The following is a 16,718-nucleotide window of genomic DNA, read 5'->3' as shown; positions in this document are numbered from 1 at the left end:
GCTGCGAAGTTCCTCAGGTGCGGGCCCTTCGCCCGGGCGGGCGGCGCGTGGCGCGCAGGGCCTCGGCGATGAGGGCCGATACGGCGGGCGGCATGTCCATGGGAAGGGTGGCCGGCACCGTGGCGCGGCCTGTGTTGCCGCGCGGCAGCCGGTCCAGCAGGTGGCCTGCAGGCACCAGGGCCAGGCGCAGCAACTGGCCTGCCACCTCCCCGCCATCGCGCAGCTGCAGCGCATGGCGCAGCATCCAGCAGTGGGATCGCCAGTGCAGGCCCAGCATCTGCTGGCCCAGCACATGGCTGGCCTCCAGCAGCAGCCAGCGCTGTGCGGGCGCCTGGTCCTGGCTTGAGCGGAAGCTGTGCAGCAGGTGGGTGAAGGCGGCGCGGCGCTGGGCGTCGGTCATGCCGCCTCCCTGTCGCTGCCCCAGCGGCGCAGCCGCAGGCCGTTGGCGACCACCAGCAGGCTCACGCCCATGTCCGCCAGCACGGCCAGCCACATGCTGGCGTTGCCGGCCAGGGCCAGTGCGAAGAACACCAGCTTGACGCCCAGCGACAGGGCAATGTTCTGCCAGAGCACGGCGTGGGCGCTGCGCGACAGTTCCACCACCTCGGGCAGGCGGCGCAGGTCGTCGTTCATCAGCACCACGTCGGCGGTTTCCATGGCCATGCCCGTGCTGTGCATGCCGCCCATGGCAAAGCCGATGTCGGCCTGGGCGAGTGCCGGTGCGTCGTTGATGCCGTCGCCCGTCATGGCGGTGGGGCCGCGGGTGCGCTGCAGCTCGGCCAGTGCGTCGAGCTTGTCCTGGGGCAGCAGGCCGCCGCGCGCATCCTGGATGCCGGCTTCGGCAGCGATGGAGCGCACGGTGGCCGTGTTGTCGCCGCTGAGCACCACGGGCTGCACGCCCAGGGCCTGCAGGCGTGCCACGGCCTCGCGGGCCTGGGGCCGCAGCGGGTCGGCCACGGCGAACAGGGCCCGCACGCCGCTGCTGTCGGCCAGCAGGGTCACGGTGCGGCCCTGGGCCTCATGGGTGGCCAGGCTGGCACGCAGCGCGGCGCTGTCCCAGCCTTGCTCCTGCACCCAGCGCAGGTTGGCCAGGGTCCAGAGCTGGCCGTCGATCTCGGCCTGCACGCCACGGCCGGGCAGGGCCAGCAGCTTGCTGACCGAGGCCCGTGCGGCATCGGCGGCCACGGCGGCGTCGGCCTGGAGGCCGGAAGCAATGGCGCGCGAGACCGGGTGGTCCGAGCGGCCGGCCAGGGCCAGGGCATATGCGGCGGGCTGGCTGGAGTCCTGGGCCGCGTCTTCTTCGCTCCAGGATTTCCATTCGACCAGCTTGGGGCTGCCCGTGGTCAGCGTGCCGGTCTTGTCCAGGGCAATGGCGCGCAGTTTGCGGGCCGATTCCAGCGCCTGGCCGCCCTTGATCAGCAGGCCGCGGCGTGCAGCCGCCGTGAGCGCGCTGACCACGGTGACGGGGGTGGACAGCACCAGGGCGCAGGGGCAGGAGATGACCAGCAGGGCCAGCGCCTGGTAGGCCGCGTCATGCCAGCTCCAGTCCATGACCAGCGGTGCCAGCACCGCCAGCGCAATGGCCAGCACCAGCACGATGGGCGTGTAGACGGCAGCAAAGCGGTCGACGAAGCGCTGGGTGGGCGCCTTGGAGGCCTGGGCCTGCTCCACGGCGTGGACGATGCGCGCAATCAGGCTGTCATTGGCCGCCGAGGTGACGCGCATCTGCAGCTCGCCATCCTGGTTGATGCTGCCGGCGTAGAGCTCGTCGCCCGGGGCCTTGTCGGCCAGGGCGCTTTCTCCGGTGATGGGCGCCTGGTTGACCGAGCTTTGGCCTCGCAGGACCACGCCGTCAAGCGGCACGCGCGCGCCGGGGGCCACGCGCACGGTGGCGCCCAGCGCCACGTCGGCGGCGGCCACGCGCTGCACGCTGCCATCGGGCTGGAGCACGTCGGCCGTCTCGGGCGCCATCTGCAGCAGGCTGCGGATGGCATTGCGCGCGCGGTCCATGGCCTGGTCCTCGATGCGCTCTGCCGCGGCGTACAGGGCCATGACCATGGCGGCCTCGGGCCACTGGCCGATGGCGAAGGCACCCGTGACGGCAATGGCCATCAGCGCATGGATGCCCAGCTTCAGGCGCAGCACGTCGCGGATGCCGGCCTTGTAGACGCCCAGGCCCGACAGGGCAATGGCCAGCACGGCCACGGCCATGCCGCCGTATTGCAGGGCCGGCACGCCGCCCTGGGAGCCGCTGAACCAGTGGGCGGCTTCGGCCAGCACGGCTGCAATCAGCGCGGCCGTGATGCGCGGCCAGCCGGGCAGCACGCTGTGGTCGTGGCCGGCATGGGGATCGCTCTCGTCGTGACCGTGGTCATGGTCGTGGTCATGGGCGTGATCGTGGCCATGGCCCTCGCCATGCGCATGCGAGTGGCCTTGGGCCTTCTTGCGGGCCGGCGTGGGCTGGGTGATGGTGAAGGGCGCGCAGCAATCGGTGCCGCAGGCGGAAGACGGCGAAGTCGAGGCGGGCTTGGAAAGGGCTGGGGAGGCTTTCAGGGCCTCGTTGCCCTGAGGGCTTGGCAGGCGATTGGAGTTCATGCGAGCATTGGAAACGGTGAAGTCACTTCAAGGTCAAGCATGTCACAGCATGAATCTGCGCGCTGGCGCATCGGCGAGGCGGCCAAGCGTTCCGGCGTGGCCGCCGCCAACATCCGCTACTACGAGAAGGAAAGGCTGCTCAGTGCAGGCGTGCGCGAGGACAACCAGTACCGGCTGTACAGCGACAGCGATGTGCACCGGCTGCGCTTCATCCGCCTGTGCCGCGCCATGGACATGTCGCTGGACGAGGTCCGCACCCTGCTGGCGCTGGACGGCGCCAGCAAGGCCGACTGCGTGGCTGCCAACGAAACCCTGGATGCCCACTTGGGCCATGTGCGCGAGCGCCTGGCCGAGCTGCGCGCGCTGGAGCATGAGCTGATGCAGCTGCGCAGCCAGTGCGACGGGTCGGACAGCTACTGCCATCTGATCGAGGCCCTGCACGCCCAGGCCGACGAACCGCTGGCACCCGCCCTGGGCAGCTCCGGCGCCAAGCGCCATGTGTAGCGCCGTCCGCAGCTGCCTGTCTTGCGCCGGCGTCCGACGGACCGTCCCGGTACGGCTCGCTATCATCGTCCGATGAGCCTCAGCCACGCAGCCCTGTCCCTTCCCGACCGCATCTGGGCGGCGCTGCGCGACCATGCGCTGGCCTGGTGGCGCAGCGTCTACCTGGGCGCCGTGCTGCTGGTGCTGGCCATGTCCCCTTCCAGCTACCGGCGCGGTGCACGGCGTGCCATGGCGCACCAGATCTATGTGCAGACCGGGCCCATCCTGCTGGGTTTCACGGCTCTGGCGGCGCTGTTGTGCGCGGTGATCACGCGCATCGTCATCGTCACGGCGCTGAGCTATGGGCTGTCGCGCTATGCGCTGGAGATGGTGGTGCGTGTGCTGGTGATCGAGCTGATCCCGCTGACGGCCGCGCTGTTCGTGGCCATGCGCTGCACCATTCCCAACGGCACGCTGATTGCGCAGCTGCGCGCACGGGGCCAGCTCCAGGCCTGGCAGGAGCGCGGCTCCGATCCGCTGCGCATGGCCCTGGTGCCGCGCGCCGCCGGTGGCGTGTTTGCCTCGGTCACGCTGGCCGTGCTCAGCTGCGTGGTGGCCCTGGTCACCGTCTACCTGAGCGTCTATGGCTTCACGCTGGCGGGCCTGCCCGGCTACACGCGCATCTTCGGCCAGATATTCACGCCGGCCGTGACCCTGGTCTTCGTGCTCAAGACCTGGTTCTTCAGCCTCACCGTGGCCATCATGCCCATGGCCTCGGGCCTGTATGCGCCGCTGCGGCGCCACCGGCTGGGCGGCGCGGCGCTGGGCGGCTTTGCGCGCATGTTTGCCGTGCTGCTGGTGATCGAGGTGATCTCGCTCATGGGCAACTATTACTGAGCACGCCCGCTGAACTCCACGAACCCCACATGCACGGCAAGGCCCGTGCCAGAACAAGGAATGCCATGACCGATACGCGGCGCACGCCGCCAGACCCCTGGGACGGCGAGGAAATCGAGGCCCTCAAGCCCGTGGCGCACCTGCGCGCCAAGGCGGCGGGCCTGCTGCTGTTCACGCTGGTGCTGATTCTTGGATCGGCCCTGTACCTGCTGTACTCGCGCGGCGTGTTCGACGCCACGCAGCGCCTGGTGCTCACGGCCGACGACTCCGAGGGCGTGAGCGTGGGCATGGACATGACCTTCTCGGGCTTTCCGATCGGGCGCGTGCGCCGCATCGAGCTGGCCGAGGACGGCAATGTGCGCATCCTCATCGACGTGCCGCGAAAGGACGCGCACTGGCTGCGCGAGTCCAGCGTCTTCACCCTGGTCAAGGGGCTGGTGGGCGGCACCACCATCAAGGCCTACAGCGGCATCCTCAGCGATCCGCCGCTGCCCGACGAGGCCGTGCGCCCCGTGCTGCGCGGCGATGCCACGGCCGAGCTGCCGCAGATCATGTCCACGGCCAAGGAAGTGCTGGGCAACATCGCCCAGCTCACCGCGCCGGACTCGGCCCTGGGCGGGTCGCTGACCGAACTGCGCGGCCTGGCCGGCCGGGCCCAGGGGCCGGGCGGCGTGCTGGGCGTGGTCATGGGCAGCGAGCAGGAGGCGCGCAAGGTGACGGCCCTGCTGGACCGTGCCAATGCCACGCTGGCCCGCATGGAGCGCATGGTGGCGCGGGCCGACAGCCAGGTGTTCGACGCCGGTGGCGTCATGCCCGAGGTGCGTTCCACCGTGGTGCAGCTCAACGGCCTGCTGGCCGACACGCGCCGCACGCTGGGCAAGGTGGACGCCGTGCTGGCCGAGGCCCAGGCCGTGGGCTCCAATGCGCGCGAGGCCACGGCCGACCTGGGTGCCCTGCGCGCCGAGGTCGAGGGCAACCTGCGCCGCCTGGAAGGCGTGCTGGCCGACCTGCAGCGCAAGTGGCCGTTTGCCCATCAACCGGAGTTGAAGCTGCCATGAGCCCTGCCGCAACCCTCCTGGCGCGCCATGCCGTCGCCGGCGCCGTGCTGACCCTGGTGCTGGCCGGCTGCAGCAGCCGCCCGCCCGCGCCGGACTGGGCGCTGAATGCCGAATCTGCGTCCCAGCGCGCATCCACCGCCTACCTGGAAGGCCGCCAGCGCGTGCAGGCCATGGAATGGGACAAGGCCCGCGCCGAGGTGGCCGCCACGGGCCGCACCGACCTGGCCGCGCGTCTGGAGCTGATGCGCTGCGCGGCCCAGGTGGCCAGTCTGGAATGGGATGACTGCCCCGGCTACCAGGCGCTGGCGCTTGACGCTGCGCCGGCCGAGGCCGCCTATGCGCGGTATCTGCAAGGTAGGCCCCGGCCCGAGGACATTGCGCTATTGCCAGAATTGCAGCGCCCCGTGGCGCAGGCGCTGCTGGGTGCACCTGCCTCCACGCTGGCTGCTGTGGGCGCCATCAAGGAGCCGCTGCCCCGGCTGGTGGCAGCCGGCGCGGCCTTGCGGGCGGGTGCGGCGCAGCCGCAATTGCTGGAGCTGGGTGCCGAAACCGCCTCGGCCCAGGGCTGGCGCCGTGCGGTGATGGCCTGGCTGCTGCTGCAGGCCAGGGCCCATGATCAGGCGGGCGAGGTGGACAAGGCCCAGGCCGTCAGGCGCAGGCTGTCGCTGCTGGAGAAGACGGCCAGCGGTGGGGGCACATCGGCCGGCAAATGAAAACAGCGCCAGTCCGAAAGGGATGGCGCTGGGCAGGCATTTGCAGGCGTTTGCGGGGCTTACATCGACGACAGCAGGGCGCCCGGGTCTTTTTGCAGCAAGGTGTCTGCGGCCGGGGCGGCGCTGTCCAGCCAGAAGGTGGCAACGCTGGCGGCTACGGCAAGCACGACCGTGGCGGTGAAGGCGATGAAGGGATGACGTCCGAAGGGGCTGGGTCTGCGCATGGTGGACCTCCTGTCTGGCAGCGCAGGCAGAGCATTGGGCTGGGCCTGGACTCCATTGCACACCGGATTGCGCAGCGCGGCTGTCGGACAATCGCTTTCTCTCTTGACGTTTGTAAAAAAGTACTGAGAGAAAATTTCTATCGACTTTCAAGAGTCCGAAAAAAAAGCGAGGCAGAGCCTCGCTGAAAGTTCGGGACGTAAGTCCCTGGCCCGTGCTGGCAGGCCAGGCGTCGCCTTAGAAACGGTGGCGGATACCCGCGATCAGGCTGGTGCCCGACTTCAGGTCCGTGATGCGGTCGTGCATCAGCACGGTGTACACGTCGGTGCGCTTGGACAGGTAGTGGTCGTAGCCCAGGCTGGCCGTGGTGCGCGTGGAGTCCACGGCGCCGATTTCGGCCTTGGTGCGGGCCAGGGCTGCCTTGATGGTGCCGGCGCTGGTCACGGGCACGTCCAGGCCCAGCGAGTAGGTGCTGTTCTTGCGGTCCAGATCCTTGACCTTGGCCTGGCCGTAGGTTGCGTACAGCTTGGCCACTTCGAAGTTGTAGGTGCCGCCCAGCATCCAGTCGGTCTTGGTGGGCATCACGGCCAGGCTCACGGGGTTGCTGATCTGGGCGCGCTCGTAGAAGGCCACCAGGCTCAGGGGGCCGCCGAAGTACATGGCGTTCACGCCGATGTTCTTCTTGCCGGAATCGCCGCCCTTTTCACCGAACTGGTAGTGGACGTTCGCCTGCAGGCCGCCGAACTTGGGCGTGGTGTAGACGACCTGGTTGCTCCAGCCGGTGTCGGACGGCGTGGTCAGGTTGGCCGAGCCCCAGGCTGTCGTGCCCACGTTGGCGTGCAGCACCAGCGGGGAGATGGTGAAGGAGTCGCCGAAGGGGTTGGTCAGGATGGTGGGCAGGAAGTTGGGCGCCATGCCGCGGCCCAGGCGCACCGTGCCGAAGCCGCCGGACAGGCCGACGTTGGCATCGCGCGAGAAGTACGGGTCACCATCGAAACGGCCGGGGCTGCCAGTGTCCACACGCATGAAGGCCGTCAGCTGGAAATCGACCTTCAGGCCGCCGCCCAGGTCTTCCTGGCCCTTCATGCCCCACCAGGAGGTGGTCATGCCGCCCGAACCCACGACACCCTTGCCGCTGGCGTCGCCAGCCATGCGCATGGAGCCGGCATAGGCGTCCACCAGGCCAGTCAGCTGGACCGAGCTTTGGGCGTGTGCAGCGCCGGCGCAGGCCAGTGCAGCGGCCAGTGCGATGAAGGAACGTTTCATGTTGAGGAGTCTTTCATTGTTGGAGAGTGGAAACGGGTGGCCAGTGCTGTGACCGGGGCAGACGATGAACCAATCGCCCGGGCTGGGCTACGTGGCAAACCTGGGACAGTGGCGTTTTCGCATCAGGGGCGGGCTGGCGTCGGCACGTCTTTGCGGCCTGTGCGCAAGGCGGTCTTGACTGGCTAAGCCGCGTATTACAACGCATCCCAGCCATTGCACCGGCCAGAAAGTGGTGTCTTTGACACAGTTATGACGAAACTTAATTTGTGTTTTGCACTCTCGCGGCTTGAACACTGCCGTGCACTGGGATGGGGCCGGGGCACCAGGGCTGTGCAGCAGGTCGTTGCAAGAGGGCTCAAAGGTCAATTCAGGGCTCCTTGTTCGTCGGTTGGGCGGTGGATCTGTGCCTGTTGCCAGGCCTTTGGCTGCAACTGATTGCAAACAGCGTGCCAGCTTGCAACCCGGCCATGGACCAGGCATGGGCCCCATGAGCCGGGCATGTGCTTCCAGACGTGTCAGACTCGCGCCCATGTCCGAATCCACCCTGCTCGTTGCCGATGACCACCCGCTGTTCCGCGCCGCGGTGATCCATGTGCTGCGCGAGGCCCTGCCGCAGTTCGCCGTGTTGGAGGCCGCAAGCGCCGCCACGCTGGGCGCGGCGCTGCAGCAGCACCCCGAGATCGAGCTGGTGCTGCTGGACCTGGCCATGCCTGGGGCGCGTGGTTTCTCGGCGCTGCTGCATGTGCGCGGCGAGTACCCCGATGTTCCGGTGGTGGTGATTTCCTCCAACGACCATCCGCGCGTGATCCGCCGTGCGCAGCAGTTCGGTGCTGCAGGCTTCATTCCGAAATCGGCGCCGGCCGAGGCCATAGGCACGGCCCTGCAGGAGGTGCTGGACGGCGGCAGCTGGTTCCCGCCCATGGCCGCCGAGCGCTCCGAGGCCGACGCCGCGCTGGCCGCGCGGCTGGCCCAGCTCACGCCCCAGCAGTTCCGCGTGCTGCTGTGCCTGGCCGATGGCCTGCTCAACAAACAGATCGCCCACGAGCTGGGGCTGGCCGAGAACACCGTCAAGGTGCATGTGACGGCCATTCTCAAGAAGCTGGAGTGCTACAGCCGCACGCAGGCGGCCGTGCTGGTCAAGAGCCTGGAGAACGACGGCACGGTCTGAACGCCAGGCCCTGCCGTGCCACGTCTATCGGTGGCGCAGCAGCATCTGGCTCATGAGCGCGCGCAGCGCGGGCGGGCGCACGGGCTTGGCCAGAAAGCCCCAGCCGCGCTCGGCCGCCTGGCGGCGCACCATGCCGTCGCGCTCGGCCGTGACCAGGATCACGGGCGGCGACTGGCCCCAGCGCTGGCACAGCTGGGCGTACACATCGGGGCCGTGCAACTGGCCCAGGCGCACATCGAGCAGCACCAGCTGCGGCGCTTCGCCGGGCGCGGCCAGCGCCAGCGCCTCGGCCGGGCCACCGGCCAGCGGCACGTTGCAGCCCCAGCGCTGCAGCAGGGCGCGCATGGCGGTGCAGGACTGGGCATCGTCTTCCACGTACCAGGCGCTCATGCCCTGCAGCGGTGCGTCCTGGCCTGCCTCGCCGCAATGCGTGGCCGCGGCGATCTGCGGCACGGCTGCGGGATCGCCCAGCGGCACGCAGACCCAGAACACGCTGCCCCGGCCCAGGTGCGAGCGCAGGCCGATCTCGTGGCCCAGCAGGCGGCCCAGGCGCTCGACGATGGCCAGGCCCAGCCCGGCGCCACGGTCGTCGCCATGGCCTTCGTCCAGGCGGCGGAATTCCTCGAAGATCTCGTGCTGCAGGCTTTCGGGAATGCCCGGTCCCTGGTCGTGCACCTCGATGCGCAGCTGCTGGCCCTGGCGCCGGCAGCCGATGACGATGCGGCCCTGGCGCGTATAGCGTATGGCGTTGGACAGGAAGTTCTGCAGGATGCGGCGCAGCAGGGCCTCGTCGCTGCGCACCACGCAGCGCGTGTCCACCGCGCTCAGGCGCAGGCCCCGGCTTTCGGCCAGGATGCCGAAGTTGTGGCGCATGACCTGCAGCAGCGGCCCCAGCGCGAAGTCGCGCACGCGCACCTCCAGCTGGCCCGATTCCATGCGCGAGATATCCAGCAGGCTGCCCAGGATGGCGTCCTGCGCGGCCAGGGCGCCGTCGATGCTGTCGGCCACATGGCGGCCCGCGTCGTCATGCAGATGGCTGCGCAGCAGGGAGCTGAACATGCGCGCGGCGTTCAGCGGCTGCAGCAGGTCGTGCACGGCGGCGGCCACGAAGCGGGTCTTGTAGCGGTTGGCCTGCTCGGCCTCGCGCTTGGCTTCGGCCAGGTCGCGCGTGCGCTCGGCAATGCGCTGCTCCAGCGCATCGGCCAGCGAGCGCAGCTCGCGCGCGGCGTTCTTGTAGCTGGTGATGTCGGCGTAGCTGGTGACGAAGCCGCCATCGGGCAGCGGGTTGCCGCGGATCTCCAGCACCGTGCCGTCGTCCTTGGTGCTTTCACGCAGGTGCGGGCTGCCGCTGCGCAGATGCTGCAGCCGCCGGTGGATGGCCTCTTCGATGGGGCCGGGCCCCAGCAGGCCGCGCCGGGCGTTGTAGCGGAACAGGTTCTCTATGGGCTGGCCCGTGCGCAGCAGTTCGGAGGGAAAGCGGAACAGCTCCACGTAGCGCGAGTTCCAGGCTACCAGGTTGAGGTCGGCATCGATCACCACCACGCCCTGGGGCAGGTGCTCCAGGCTGCGGCTCAGGCCCGTGTCGGCCTGGCGCGCGGCCTGGACGATGCCGTCCTGGGCCGTGCGCAGCTCCTGGGCATGCTGGCGCAGCACGGTCTCCAGCTCCAGGCGGCTGCGCAGGCGCAGCGCAGCCAGCCGCCTGCGCTGGCGCACGAACAGCACCAGCAGGCCCAGGGCCAGCCAGCCGCCCGCAGCGGCCGCCGCCGCCCAGCGGCTGGCCACGGTGCTGGCCTGCGTGTCGTGCAGCAGGTGCAACTGCCAGTCGCTGCCGGGCAGGGGCAGGGTCTGCCACAGCGTGGTGCCGGGCAGGGCGGGCTCCTGCATCTGCACCAGGCGGCTGCCTTGCTCCAGGCCCTGGCGCACGCGGTAGCGCATGGGGTGCAGTTCCTGGTCGATGTACTGGCGCGTGGCGGCCAGGTCCGCTTCGTCGGCGGGGCTCAGGGGGGACAGCAGGCGGTAGCGCCAGTCGGGCTGGCTGGCCAGGAAGACCACGCCGTGCTCGTCCGAGGCCATGACCACGTCGGGCGTCTGCAGCCATTCGCGCTCCAGCTCCAGCAGCGCGATCTTGATCACCACCAGGCCCGCGACGGCGTTCTGTTCGTCCAGGATGGCCTGCGACAGGAAGTAGCCCGGCAGGCCCGTGGTCAGGCCGATGCCGTAGAAGCGTCCGCTGCCGCGCGACAGCGCCTGCTGCACATAGGGCCTGAAGCTGTAGTCCACGCCCACGTTGCTGCGCGTCTCGCGCCAGTTGCTGGCGGCCAGGGCCGTGCCGTGGCGGTCGATCAGGGTCAGCGTGGACGACTGGCTGGCGCCGTTGGCCTGCTCCAGCTTGCGGTTCAGGGCATCGACCTCGGCGGGAGACAGCGGGTGGGTGAGGGCGGCGCGCAGTTGCGCGTCCAGCGCCAGCACCTCGGGCAGGGTGCGGTAGCGGTCTATGCGCTGGCCCAGGGCCTGGGCGTAGAGGCTGAGCTGGCGCTGCACGCTTTCGGCCTCGCCGCGCAGGGCGCGGTGGTAGACCAGCTCACCGGCCAGCAGCATGCAGGCGAGCATGCCGCCGAACAGCAGCAGCAGGGTCCAGAAGGAACGGCGTGAAGGGCGTCGAACGGGTTGGGGCATGGTGGTCTGGACCCGATTGGGCGCCAGCTTGGTGCCTTCCAGGGGCGGGAAGGAGTTGGGGATTACCCTGATTCTGCGTGCATTCTCCCAGGGAGAGCACCTGCGCCTAATACCAATAGGTTATCGGCGCCGGAGCACGCCAGCGGTACAAACTGGACCTCGCCGCACCTTGGTGGTGCGCCCACCCCCCACACAGTCCCGCCGGAGCCGCACCATGCATGCCGTCCCCACCCACGCCGCCAGCCCCGAGCGGCTGCCTTTCTACCGCCAGCTGTATTTCCAGGTGGTGGTCGCCATCGTGGCAGGCGTGCTGCTCGGCCACTTCGAGCCCCAGTACGCCGAGCAGTTCAAGCCGCTGGGCGATGCCTTCATCAAGCTGGTGAAGATGATCATCGCGCCGGTGATCTTCCTGACCATCGTCACCGGCATTGCGGGCATGACGCACCTGCGCACCGTGGGCCGCGTGTTCCTCAAGGCCATGGCCTACTTCCTGTTCTTCTCCACGCTGGCCCTGGTGGTCGGCATGGTGGTGGCGCACGTGGTGCAGCCCGGCGCGGGCATGAACATCAACCCGGCCGACCTGGACCAGGCCGCCGTCAAGGGCTATGTGGCCAAGTCGCATGAGCTGACGCTCACCGGCTTTGCCATGGACATCATCCCCAAGACGCTGGTCAGCCCCTTTGTGGGCGACAACATCCTGCAGGTGCTGTTCGTGGCCGTGCTGTTCGGCATCTCGCTGGCCATGGTCGGTGATGCGGGCAAGCCCGTGCTGAACTTCCTGGAGGCGCTGACGGCCCCCGTGTTCAAGCTGGTCGGCATCCTGATGAAGGCTGCGCCGCTGGGAGCCTTTGGCGCCATCGCCTTCACCATCGGCAAGTTCGGCCTGGGTTCGCTGGTGAACCTGGCCTGGCTGGTGGGCTCGTTCTACATCACCTCGCTGCTCTTCGTGGTCGTGGTGCTGGGCTTCGTGGCGCGGCTGTGCGGCTTCTCGGTGCTCAAGCTGGCGCGCTACCTGAAGGCCGAGCTGCTGCTGGTGCTGGGCACCTCGTCCTCTGAATCGGCCCTGCCTTCGCTGATGCAGAAGATGGAGCGCGCCGGCTGCGGCAAGTCCGTCGTGGGCCTGGTCGTGCCCACGGGCTATTCGTTCAACCTGGACGGCACCAACATCTACATGACGCTGGCCGCGCTGTTCATCGCCCAGGCCACCAACACCCACCTGACCCTGGGCCATGAGATAGCGCTGCTGCTGGTGGCCATGCTCAGCTCCAAGGGCGCTGCCGGCGTGACCGGCGCAGGCTTCATCACCCTGGCCGCCACGCTGGCCGTGGTGCCCGAGGTGCCGGTGGCCGGCATGGCCCTGATCCTGGGCGTGGACCGCTTCATGAGCGAGTGCCGCTCGCTGACCAACTTCATGGGCAACGCCGTGGCCACCGTGGTGGTCTCGCGCTGGGAAAACGAGCTGGACTACAGCAAGCTCAACGCCGCCCTGGACGGAGAGCCCGTGCAGGCCCTGCCTGCCGAGGCCGCAGCCGTCAAGGCCTGAGTCCGCAGGCCCCGGGCACCCAACCCTCTCCTGCTCGATGCGGCGGCCTTGGCCGCCGCATTCGCTTGCGATGCGCCCCGCATCGCTCTCAGCGATAGTCGATCCACACCCCGCCTGCGTCGGCCGAACGCACGCAGTTCTCCACCCAGCGCACTCCCTCGACGCCCGCCTGGATGTCCGGATAGCGGATCTTGCCCAGGGCCAGGCTGTCGCCCCGGTCCGTGGCATGCATGGCCAGGGCGAAGCGGCGGTAGAGGTTGGCCCAGGCCTCGAACAGGCCCTCGGCATGGCCGGCGCCGATGCGGTCTTCCTGCCGTGCAGCGGGATGCAGGTAGTCCATGCCGCGATCGAGCACCTGGGCCGGCCGGCCCTGGATTTCGTGGCGCAGCTGGTTGGGATGCTCGTCCCACCATTCCAGGCTGGCCTTCGAGCCGATGACACGCAGCCTTTGCCCATGCATGGAGCCGCTGTTGACCGCGCAGGCCCACAGATAGCCCATGGCGCCGCCCCGGTACTGCATGAGGGCGAGTGCGTTGTCCTCCAGCGGGGCGCGGCTGCCGATGAAGCTCTGCCGCGAGCACATCAGCCGCTCTATCTCCAGCCCGGGCAGCACCAGCTGCGAGAGGTACAGCGGATGCGTGCCGAGGTCGCCCAGCACATAGCTGGGGCCGGCATGGGCCGGGTCCATGCGCCAGCGCGCGGCCGGGCTGGAGGCTTCCACCGCCTCGCTGTGAAAGCCGTGCGAGAACTGCATCTGCACGATGCGGATCTCGCCCAGCTCGCACTGCGCGACCATCTCGCGCGCCTGCTCCATGAGCTGGTGGCCCGCGTAGCCGTAGGCCACGCCCACGATCCGCCTGCTGGCACGCGACAGCTCCAGCAGCTGCAGAGCTTCGGCCGTGGTGAAGCACAGCGGCTTTTCGCAGACCACGTGCAGCCCCGCCAGCAGCGCGGCCCTGCAGATCTCGAAATGGGTGTTGTTGGGCGTAGCGATGGACACGGCGCGGATGCCGTCCGGGCGGCGCGCCTCTGCCTCGAACATGGCGCGGTAGTCGGCATAGCAGCGCTGCGCATCCAGGCCCAGCCGCTCGCCGAACTGCCGGCCGCGCACCGGGTCGATGTCGAAGGCGCCAGCCACCAGCTGCAAGCCGTGGTCGCGCTGCGCCGCCGATCGGTGCACCGGGCCGATCTGGCTGTCCTGTCCCCCGCCGACCATGGCCCAGGCAATCGGGTGGCCGGGCATGGGTGTTGCGTCGATCATGGTGTTCACCTTTCTCTTTCGTCTTCAGCAAAAACCGACAGAGGCCAGGAAGGCGCGGCTGGCCGCCACGTCGGGTAGGCTGGCGCCCGCGTTGCGCGGGTCGCGCTCCTGCTCCACGGTGATGCAGCCGGCATAGCCGATCTCCAGCAGCGTGGCCCTGATGGCCGGATAGTCGAGCACGCCTTGGCCGATGGGGCACATCACGCCCCGGGCGCAGGCATCGAAGAACGCAATGCGCTCACCCATCACCTGCCCGTACACCTGGGCGTCTATGTCCTTGAAATGCACGTATTCCAGCCGTGCCGCATGCCGGCGCAGCCAGCTTGCCGGGTCCATGCCGCTGTAGTGCAGATGGCCCGTGTCCAGGCACAGTCCGGCGGTCTGCGCCGGCACGTCGGCGACGATGCGGTCGATCTCGTCGGCAAATTCGATGTAGCCGCCCGCATGCGGATGGATCACCGCGCGCACGCCGAAGCCGTTCCAGGCAAGGTGCGCTATCTGGCGGATGTGATCGACCATGGCGGCCCAGCGTGCATCGGACAGGCGCGGGGCGCGGTCCGGGTGGCCGGCCTCGAAGTCGCGCTCGGGATGGCCCCAGTCGATCACCACGAGATAGGGCGCCGGGTAGCGCATCCCGGCTGCGGCGGCCGGCCTGGGAAGCTGGCTGATGAGTCCGCAGATCTCGCGTGTCTGGCGAAGCAGCTGCGGCAGCCGGGCCGGCGAGACGAGATCGTCGAAGATGGTGCCGGCGGTGATGCACAGGCGCCGCCGCGTGAATTCCGTGCGTACCAGGGCCACGTCGAGCGGGATGTAGCCGCAGGGGCCGAGTTCCATGCCCCGAAAGCCCGCCTCGCAGGCCTCGTCCAGCACCTGGCGCCAGGGCGGCAGGTGCGGGTTGTCCACGTTGTCCACGCCCCAGCAGCAGGGGGCGCAGCCAATGGTCAGGGATGCTGTCTTGGTCGCAGTCATGGCGTCGGGGGCTCAGGGCTGGTAGAACGCCGGGCGCGGTGCGGTCGCCATGCGCTCTATCGCGCCGGAGGACTGCGCCAGCACGCAGGCATCGGCGGCCACTGCGGCGGCGTAGCCATCCCAGGCCGAGGGGCCCGTCAGTTGCCGGTCGCGCACGCCGTCGATGAAGGCCTGCAGCTCCACGTCGTAGGCGGCGATGAAGCGCTGCTTCCAGTCGGTCAGCAGGGGCGTGCAGTGGCTGGCCGCGCGCTTCATCGGCACGGCCGCAGGCTCCGGCAGGCGCGCGATGCCCGTCTCGCCCACCACTTCGCACTGGATGTCGTAGCCGTACCGGCAGTTGACGAATACCTCCACGTCGATGCGCACACCGCCCACGGTCTCCAGCAGGATGATCTGCGGATCGTGCAGATGCGGCAATGCGTGGCGCGTCTTCCTGGGGAACACCACCTGGGCACTGGCGTAGTCGTCGTCCAGCAGCCAGCGCAGGACATCGAGCTCGTGGATCAGCGTATCGGTGATGGCCATGCTGGTGGTGTAGCCCTCGGCCACCGTGGGATTGCGGTGCGCGCAGTGCACCATCAGGGGCGCGCCAATCTCGCCGGCGGCGATGACATGGCGCAGCGCACGGTAGCCCGCGTCGTAGGGGCGCATGAAGCCGACCTGCACCAGCCGCTGCCCATGGGCCATCTCCGCCTGCACGATGCGCAGGCAGCCGGCAGCGGTGACCGCCAGCGGCTTTTCGCAGAACACCGGCTTGCCCTGGGCGATGGCCGCCAGCACCAGCTCCTCGTGCGTGGGTCCCCAGGACGTGACCAGTACCGCCTGCACCTGCGGCGCGGCAATCAGCGCCGGGCCGCTGTCAAAGGCCTCGATGTCCGGGCCGTGCCGGGCCATCACCTCACGCACCTGCTGCGCATCGATGTCCGTCACCGCCACTACCCGGGCGCCCGACAGCGTCTGGCACATCCTGCGGATATGGTCCTGGCCTATGGCCCCGCAGCCAATCACTCCGATCTGCAATGTCATGTCGTCCTCTCCTCGTCAAAGCAATGAATGGCGGATGAAGTCCATGCTTTGCCGCAGCAAAGCCTCGCTGTCGGCCGCTTGCGTGATCCCTTCCGCGAACGGCTCGAACGAGACCGGGGCGCCGCAGCCGCGATCGAGCAGGGCGCGCAACTGGGCGATGTTGCCCAGGCGGTCACCTTCGCCGACCAGCACGCGATGGCCGTCGCGCATCTGGCCGCTCTCCAGCTGGCGGTCCTCGACGCCCGAGACATGCACCAGCCCGGTCTGTTCGGGAAAGAACAGGTCTTCGCCCGCCAGGTGGTGGTGGAAGCTGTCGTGCACCAGCTTGAAATGGCGCTCGCCCGCGGCCTCATGGATGGCGGCCACCGCATCGGACTTGCGGCGCAGTGCGCACTCGGCAAAGCCCAGGGGCTCGACCAGGCCCTGGATGCCGTGGCCGTCGAGGATGGGGCGCAACTGCCGCAGCGCCTGCACCAGGTCGCGCCGCCGTTCGCCGGGCGTGCGCGCATCGGCCCGGTCGTTCAACGGACACATGACCAGGGCCTGCGCGCCGCAGTCACGCGCATACGCAGCCAGTTCGCGCGCCTTGCGTTCGATGCCTGCGTCGAAAACGTCGAAGGGATACAGCGCGTTGATTGACAGGATGGTGATGCCCGCCTGCTGCGCTGCAGCCCGGATCGCGGCGGGCGCCGTGCCGTCGCGCATCTCGGCGTGGGGCAGATCGTTGCGGATCTCGATGGCCGACACGCCCAGGCGCCGGCACATGCCCAGGTAGTCGGCAAACGGCATGCGAGAGGCGCTGATGCGGTTGATGGCGAAGTGGATGGGCTGGTGCATGGCA

15 protein-coding genes are annotated in these 16,718 nt (G+C 69.2%); 6 read left to right on the top strand and 9 right to left on the bottom strand.

Annotated features, from left to right (window positions below; translation table 11 throughout):
* Window positions 1–13: 13 nt before the first annotated feature.
* Together IAE24_RS12430 and IAE24_RS12425 are read right to left on the bottom strand one after the other, a co-directional pair.
* The gene (locus IAE24_RS12430) at window positions 14–400 is read right to left on the bottom strand and encodes a DUF3703 domain-containing protein (protein WP_199961367.1); all 387 of its coding nucleotides are present in this window, start codon (window positions 398–400) and stop codon (window positions 14–16) included.
* A complete protein-coding gene (locus IAE24_RS12425; RefSeq protein WP_199961368.1) occupies window positions 397–2,595 on the bottom strand; it encodes a heavy metal translocating P-type ATPase in 2,199 nt (732 codons plus the stop codon). Before IAE24_RS12425 ends, IAE24_RS12430 begins: the two co-directional genes overlap by 4 nt.
* A 39-nt stretch (window positions 2,596–2,634) precedes the next feature.
* Here IAE24_RS12425 and IAE24_RS12420 point away from each other — a divergent pair, with 39 nt between their 5' ends.
* The 4 genes from IAE24_RS12420 to IAE24_RS12405 all read left to right on the top strand — a co-directional run bounded on the left by IAE24_RS12420 (window position 2,635) and on the right by IAE24_RS12405 (window position 5,746).
* Window positions 2,635–3,099 carry a Cd(II)/Pb(II)-responsive transcriptional regulator gene (locus IAE24_RS12420; RefSeq protein WP_013803089.1) on the top strand — a complete coding sequence of 155 codons (465 nt, stop codon included), beginning with the start codon at window positions 2,635–2,637 and terminating at the stop codon, window positions 3,097–3,099.
* 72 nt (window positions 3,100–3,171) lie between these two features.
* Complete coding sequence (locus IAE24_RS12415; RefSeq protein ID WP_012204765.1) at window positions 3,172–3,975, top strand: MlaE family ABC transporter permease; 804 nt, start codon at window positions 3,172–3,174, stop codon at window positions 3,973–3,975.
* A gap of 65 nt (window positions 3,976–4,040) precedes the next feature.
* Window positions 4,041–5,033, top strand: a complete 993-nt coding sequence (locus IAE24_RS12410; protein ID WP_013803088.1) for an MlaD family protein — start codon at window positions 4,041–4,043, stop codon at window positions 5,031–5,033.
* The gene (locus IAE24_RS12405) at window positions 5,030–5,746 is read left to right on the top strand and encodes a hypothetical protein (protein WP_199961369.1); all 717 of its coding nucleotides are present in this window, start codon (window positions 5,030–5,032) and stop codon (window positions 5,744–5,746) included. Before IAE24_RS12410 ends, IAE24_RS12405 begins: the two co-directional genes overlap by 4 nt.
* Before the next feature lie 59 nt (window positions 5,747–5,805).
* On the opposite strand, the gene IAE24_RS12400 is transcribed toward IAE24_RS12405, so the two are convergent.
* Together IAE24_RS12400 and IAE24_RS12395 are read right to left on the bottom strand one after the other, a co-directional pair.
* Complete coding sequence (locus tag IAE24_RS12400) at window positions 5,806–5,970, bottom strand: hypothetical protein (protein WP_013803086.1); 165 nt, start codon at window positions 5,968–5,970, stop codon at window positions 5,806–5,808.
* A 235-nt stretch (window positions 5,971–6,205) separates the two neighbouring features.
* Window positions 6,206–7,234, bottom strand: coding sequence for a porin (locus IAE24_RS12395; protein WP_013803085.1), 1,029 nt, complete (start codon window positions 7,232–7,234; stop codon window positions 6,206–6,208).
* A gap of 529 nt (window positions 7,235–7,763) precedes the next feature.
* On the opposite strand from IAE24_RS12395, the gene IAE24_RS12390 reads away from it, so the two are divergent.
* Window positions 7,764–8,402 carry a LuxR C-terminal-related transcriptional regulator gene (locus IAE24_RS12390; protein WP_034392075.1) on the top strand — a complete coding sequence of 213 codons (639 nt, stop codon included), beginning with the start codon at window positions 7,764–7,766 and terminating at the stop codon, window positions 8,400–8,402.
* Window positions 8,403–8,426: 24 nt separating this feature from the next.
* On the opposite strand, the gene IAE24_RS12385 is transcribed toward IAE24_RS12390, so the two are convergent.
* Window positions 8,427–11,078 carry a hybrid sensor histidine kinase/response regulator gene (locus IAE24_RS12385; RefSeq protein WP_071955011.1) on the bottom strand — a complete coding sequence of 884 codons (2,652 nt, stop codon included), beginning with the start codon at window positions 11,076–11,078 and terminating at the stop codon, window positions 8,427–8,429.
* 214 nt (window positions 11,079–11,292) lie between these two features.
* Between IAE24_RS12385 and IAE24_RS12380 the strand changes: the two genes are divergently transcribed.
* On the top strand, window positions 11,293–12,621 hold the full coding sequence (locus IAE24_RS12380) for a dicarboxylate/amino acid:cation symporter (protein WP_012204771.1): 1,329 nt from the start codon (window positions 11,293–11,295) through the stop codon (window positions 12,619–12,621).
* A gap of 88 nt (window positions 12,622–12,709) precedes the next feature.
* Here the strand turns inward: IAE24_RS12380 and IAE24_RS12375 are convergent, their stop codons facing one another.
* Genes IAE24_RS12375 through IAE24_RS12360 form a run of 4 tightly spaced genes read right to left on the bottom strand, consistent with a single transcriptional unit; the run spans window position 12,710 to window position 16,714 of the window.
* Entirely contained in the window at window positions 12,710–13,882 is a 1,173-nt protein-coding gene (locus IAE24_RS12375; protein ID WP_199961370.1) for a Gfo/Idh/MocA family protein, read from the bottom strand.
* Between the two features lie 24 nt (window positions 13,883–13,906).
* The gene (locus IAE24_RS12370) at window positions 13,907–14,851 is read right to left on the bottom strand and encodes a TIM barrel protein (RefSeq protein WP_199961371.1); all 945 of its coding nucleotides are present in this window, start codon (window positions 14,849–14,851) and stop codon (window positions 13,907–13,909) included.
* 12 nt (window positions 14,852–14,863) lie between these two features.
* A complete protein-coding gene (locus IAE24_RS12365) occupies window positions 14,864–15,877 on the bottom strand; it encodes a Gfo/Idh/MocA family protein (protein ID WP_199961372.1) in 1,014 nt (337 codons plus the stop codon).
* 15 nt (window positions 15,878–15,892) lie between these two features.
* Complete coding sequence (locus tag IAE24_RS12360; protein WP_192368007.1) at window positions 15,893–16,714, bottom strand: TIM barrel protein; 822 nt, start codon at window positions 16,712–16,714, stop codon at window positions 15,893–15,895.
* Between the last annotated feature and the right edge of the window lie 4 nt (window positions 16,715–16,718).

This window comes from Delftia sp. S65 (assembly GCF_016516495.1).
Classification (GTDB): domain Bacteria; phylum Pseudomonadota; class Gammaproteobacteria; order Burkholderiales; family Burkholderiaceae_C; genus Comamonas; species Comamonas acidovorans.
This window is presented reverse-complemented; position numbering and strand designations above follow the sequence as displayed.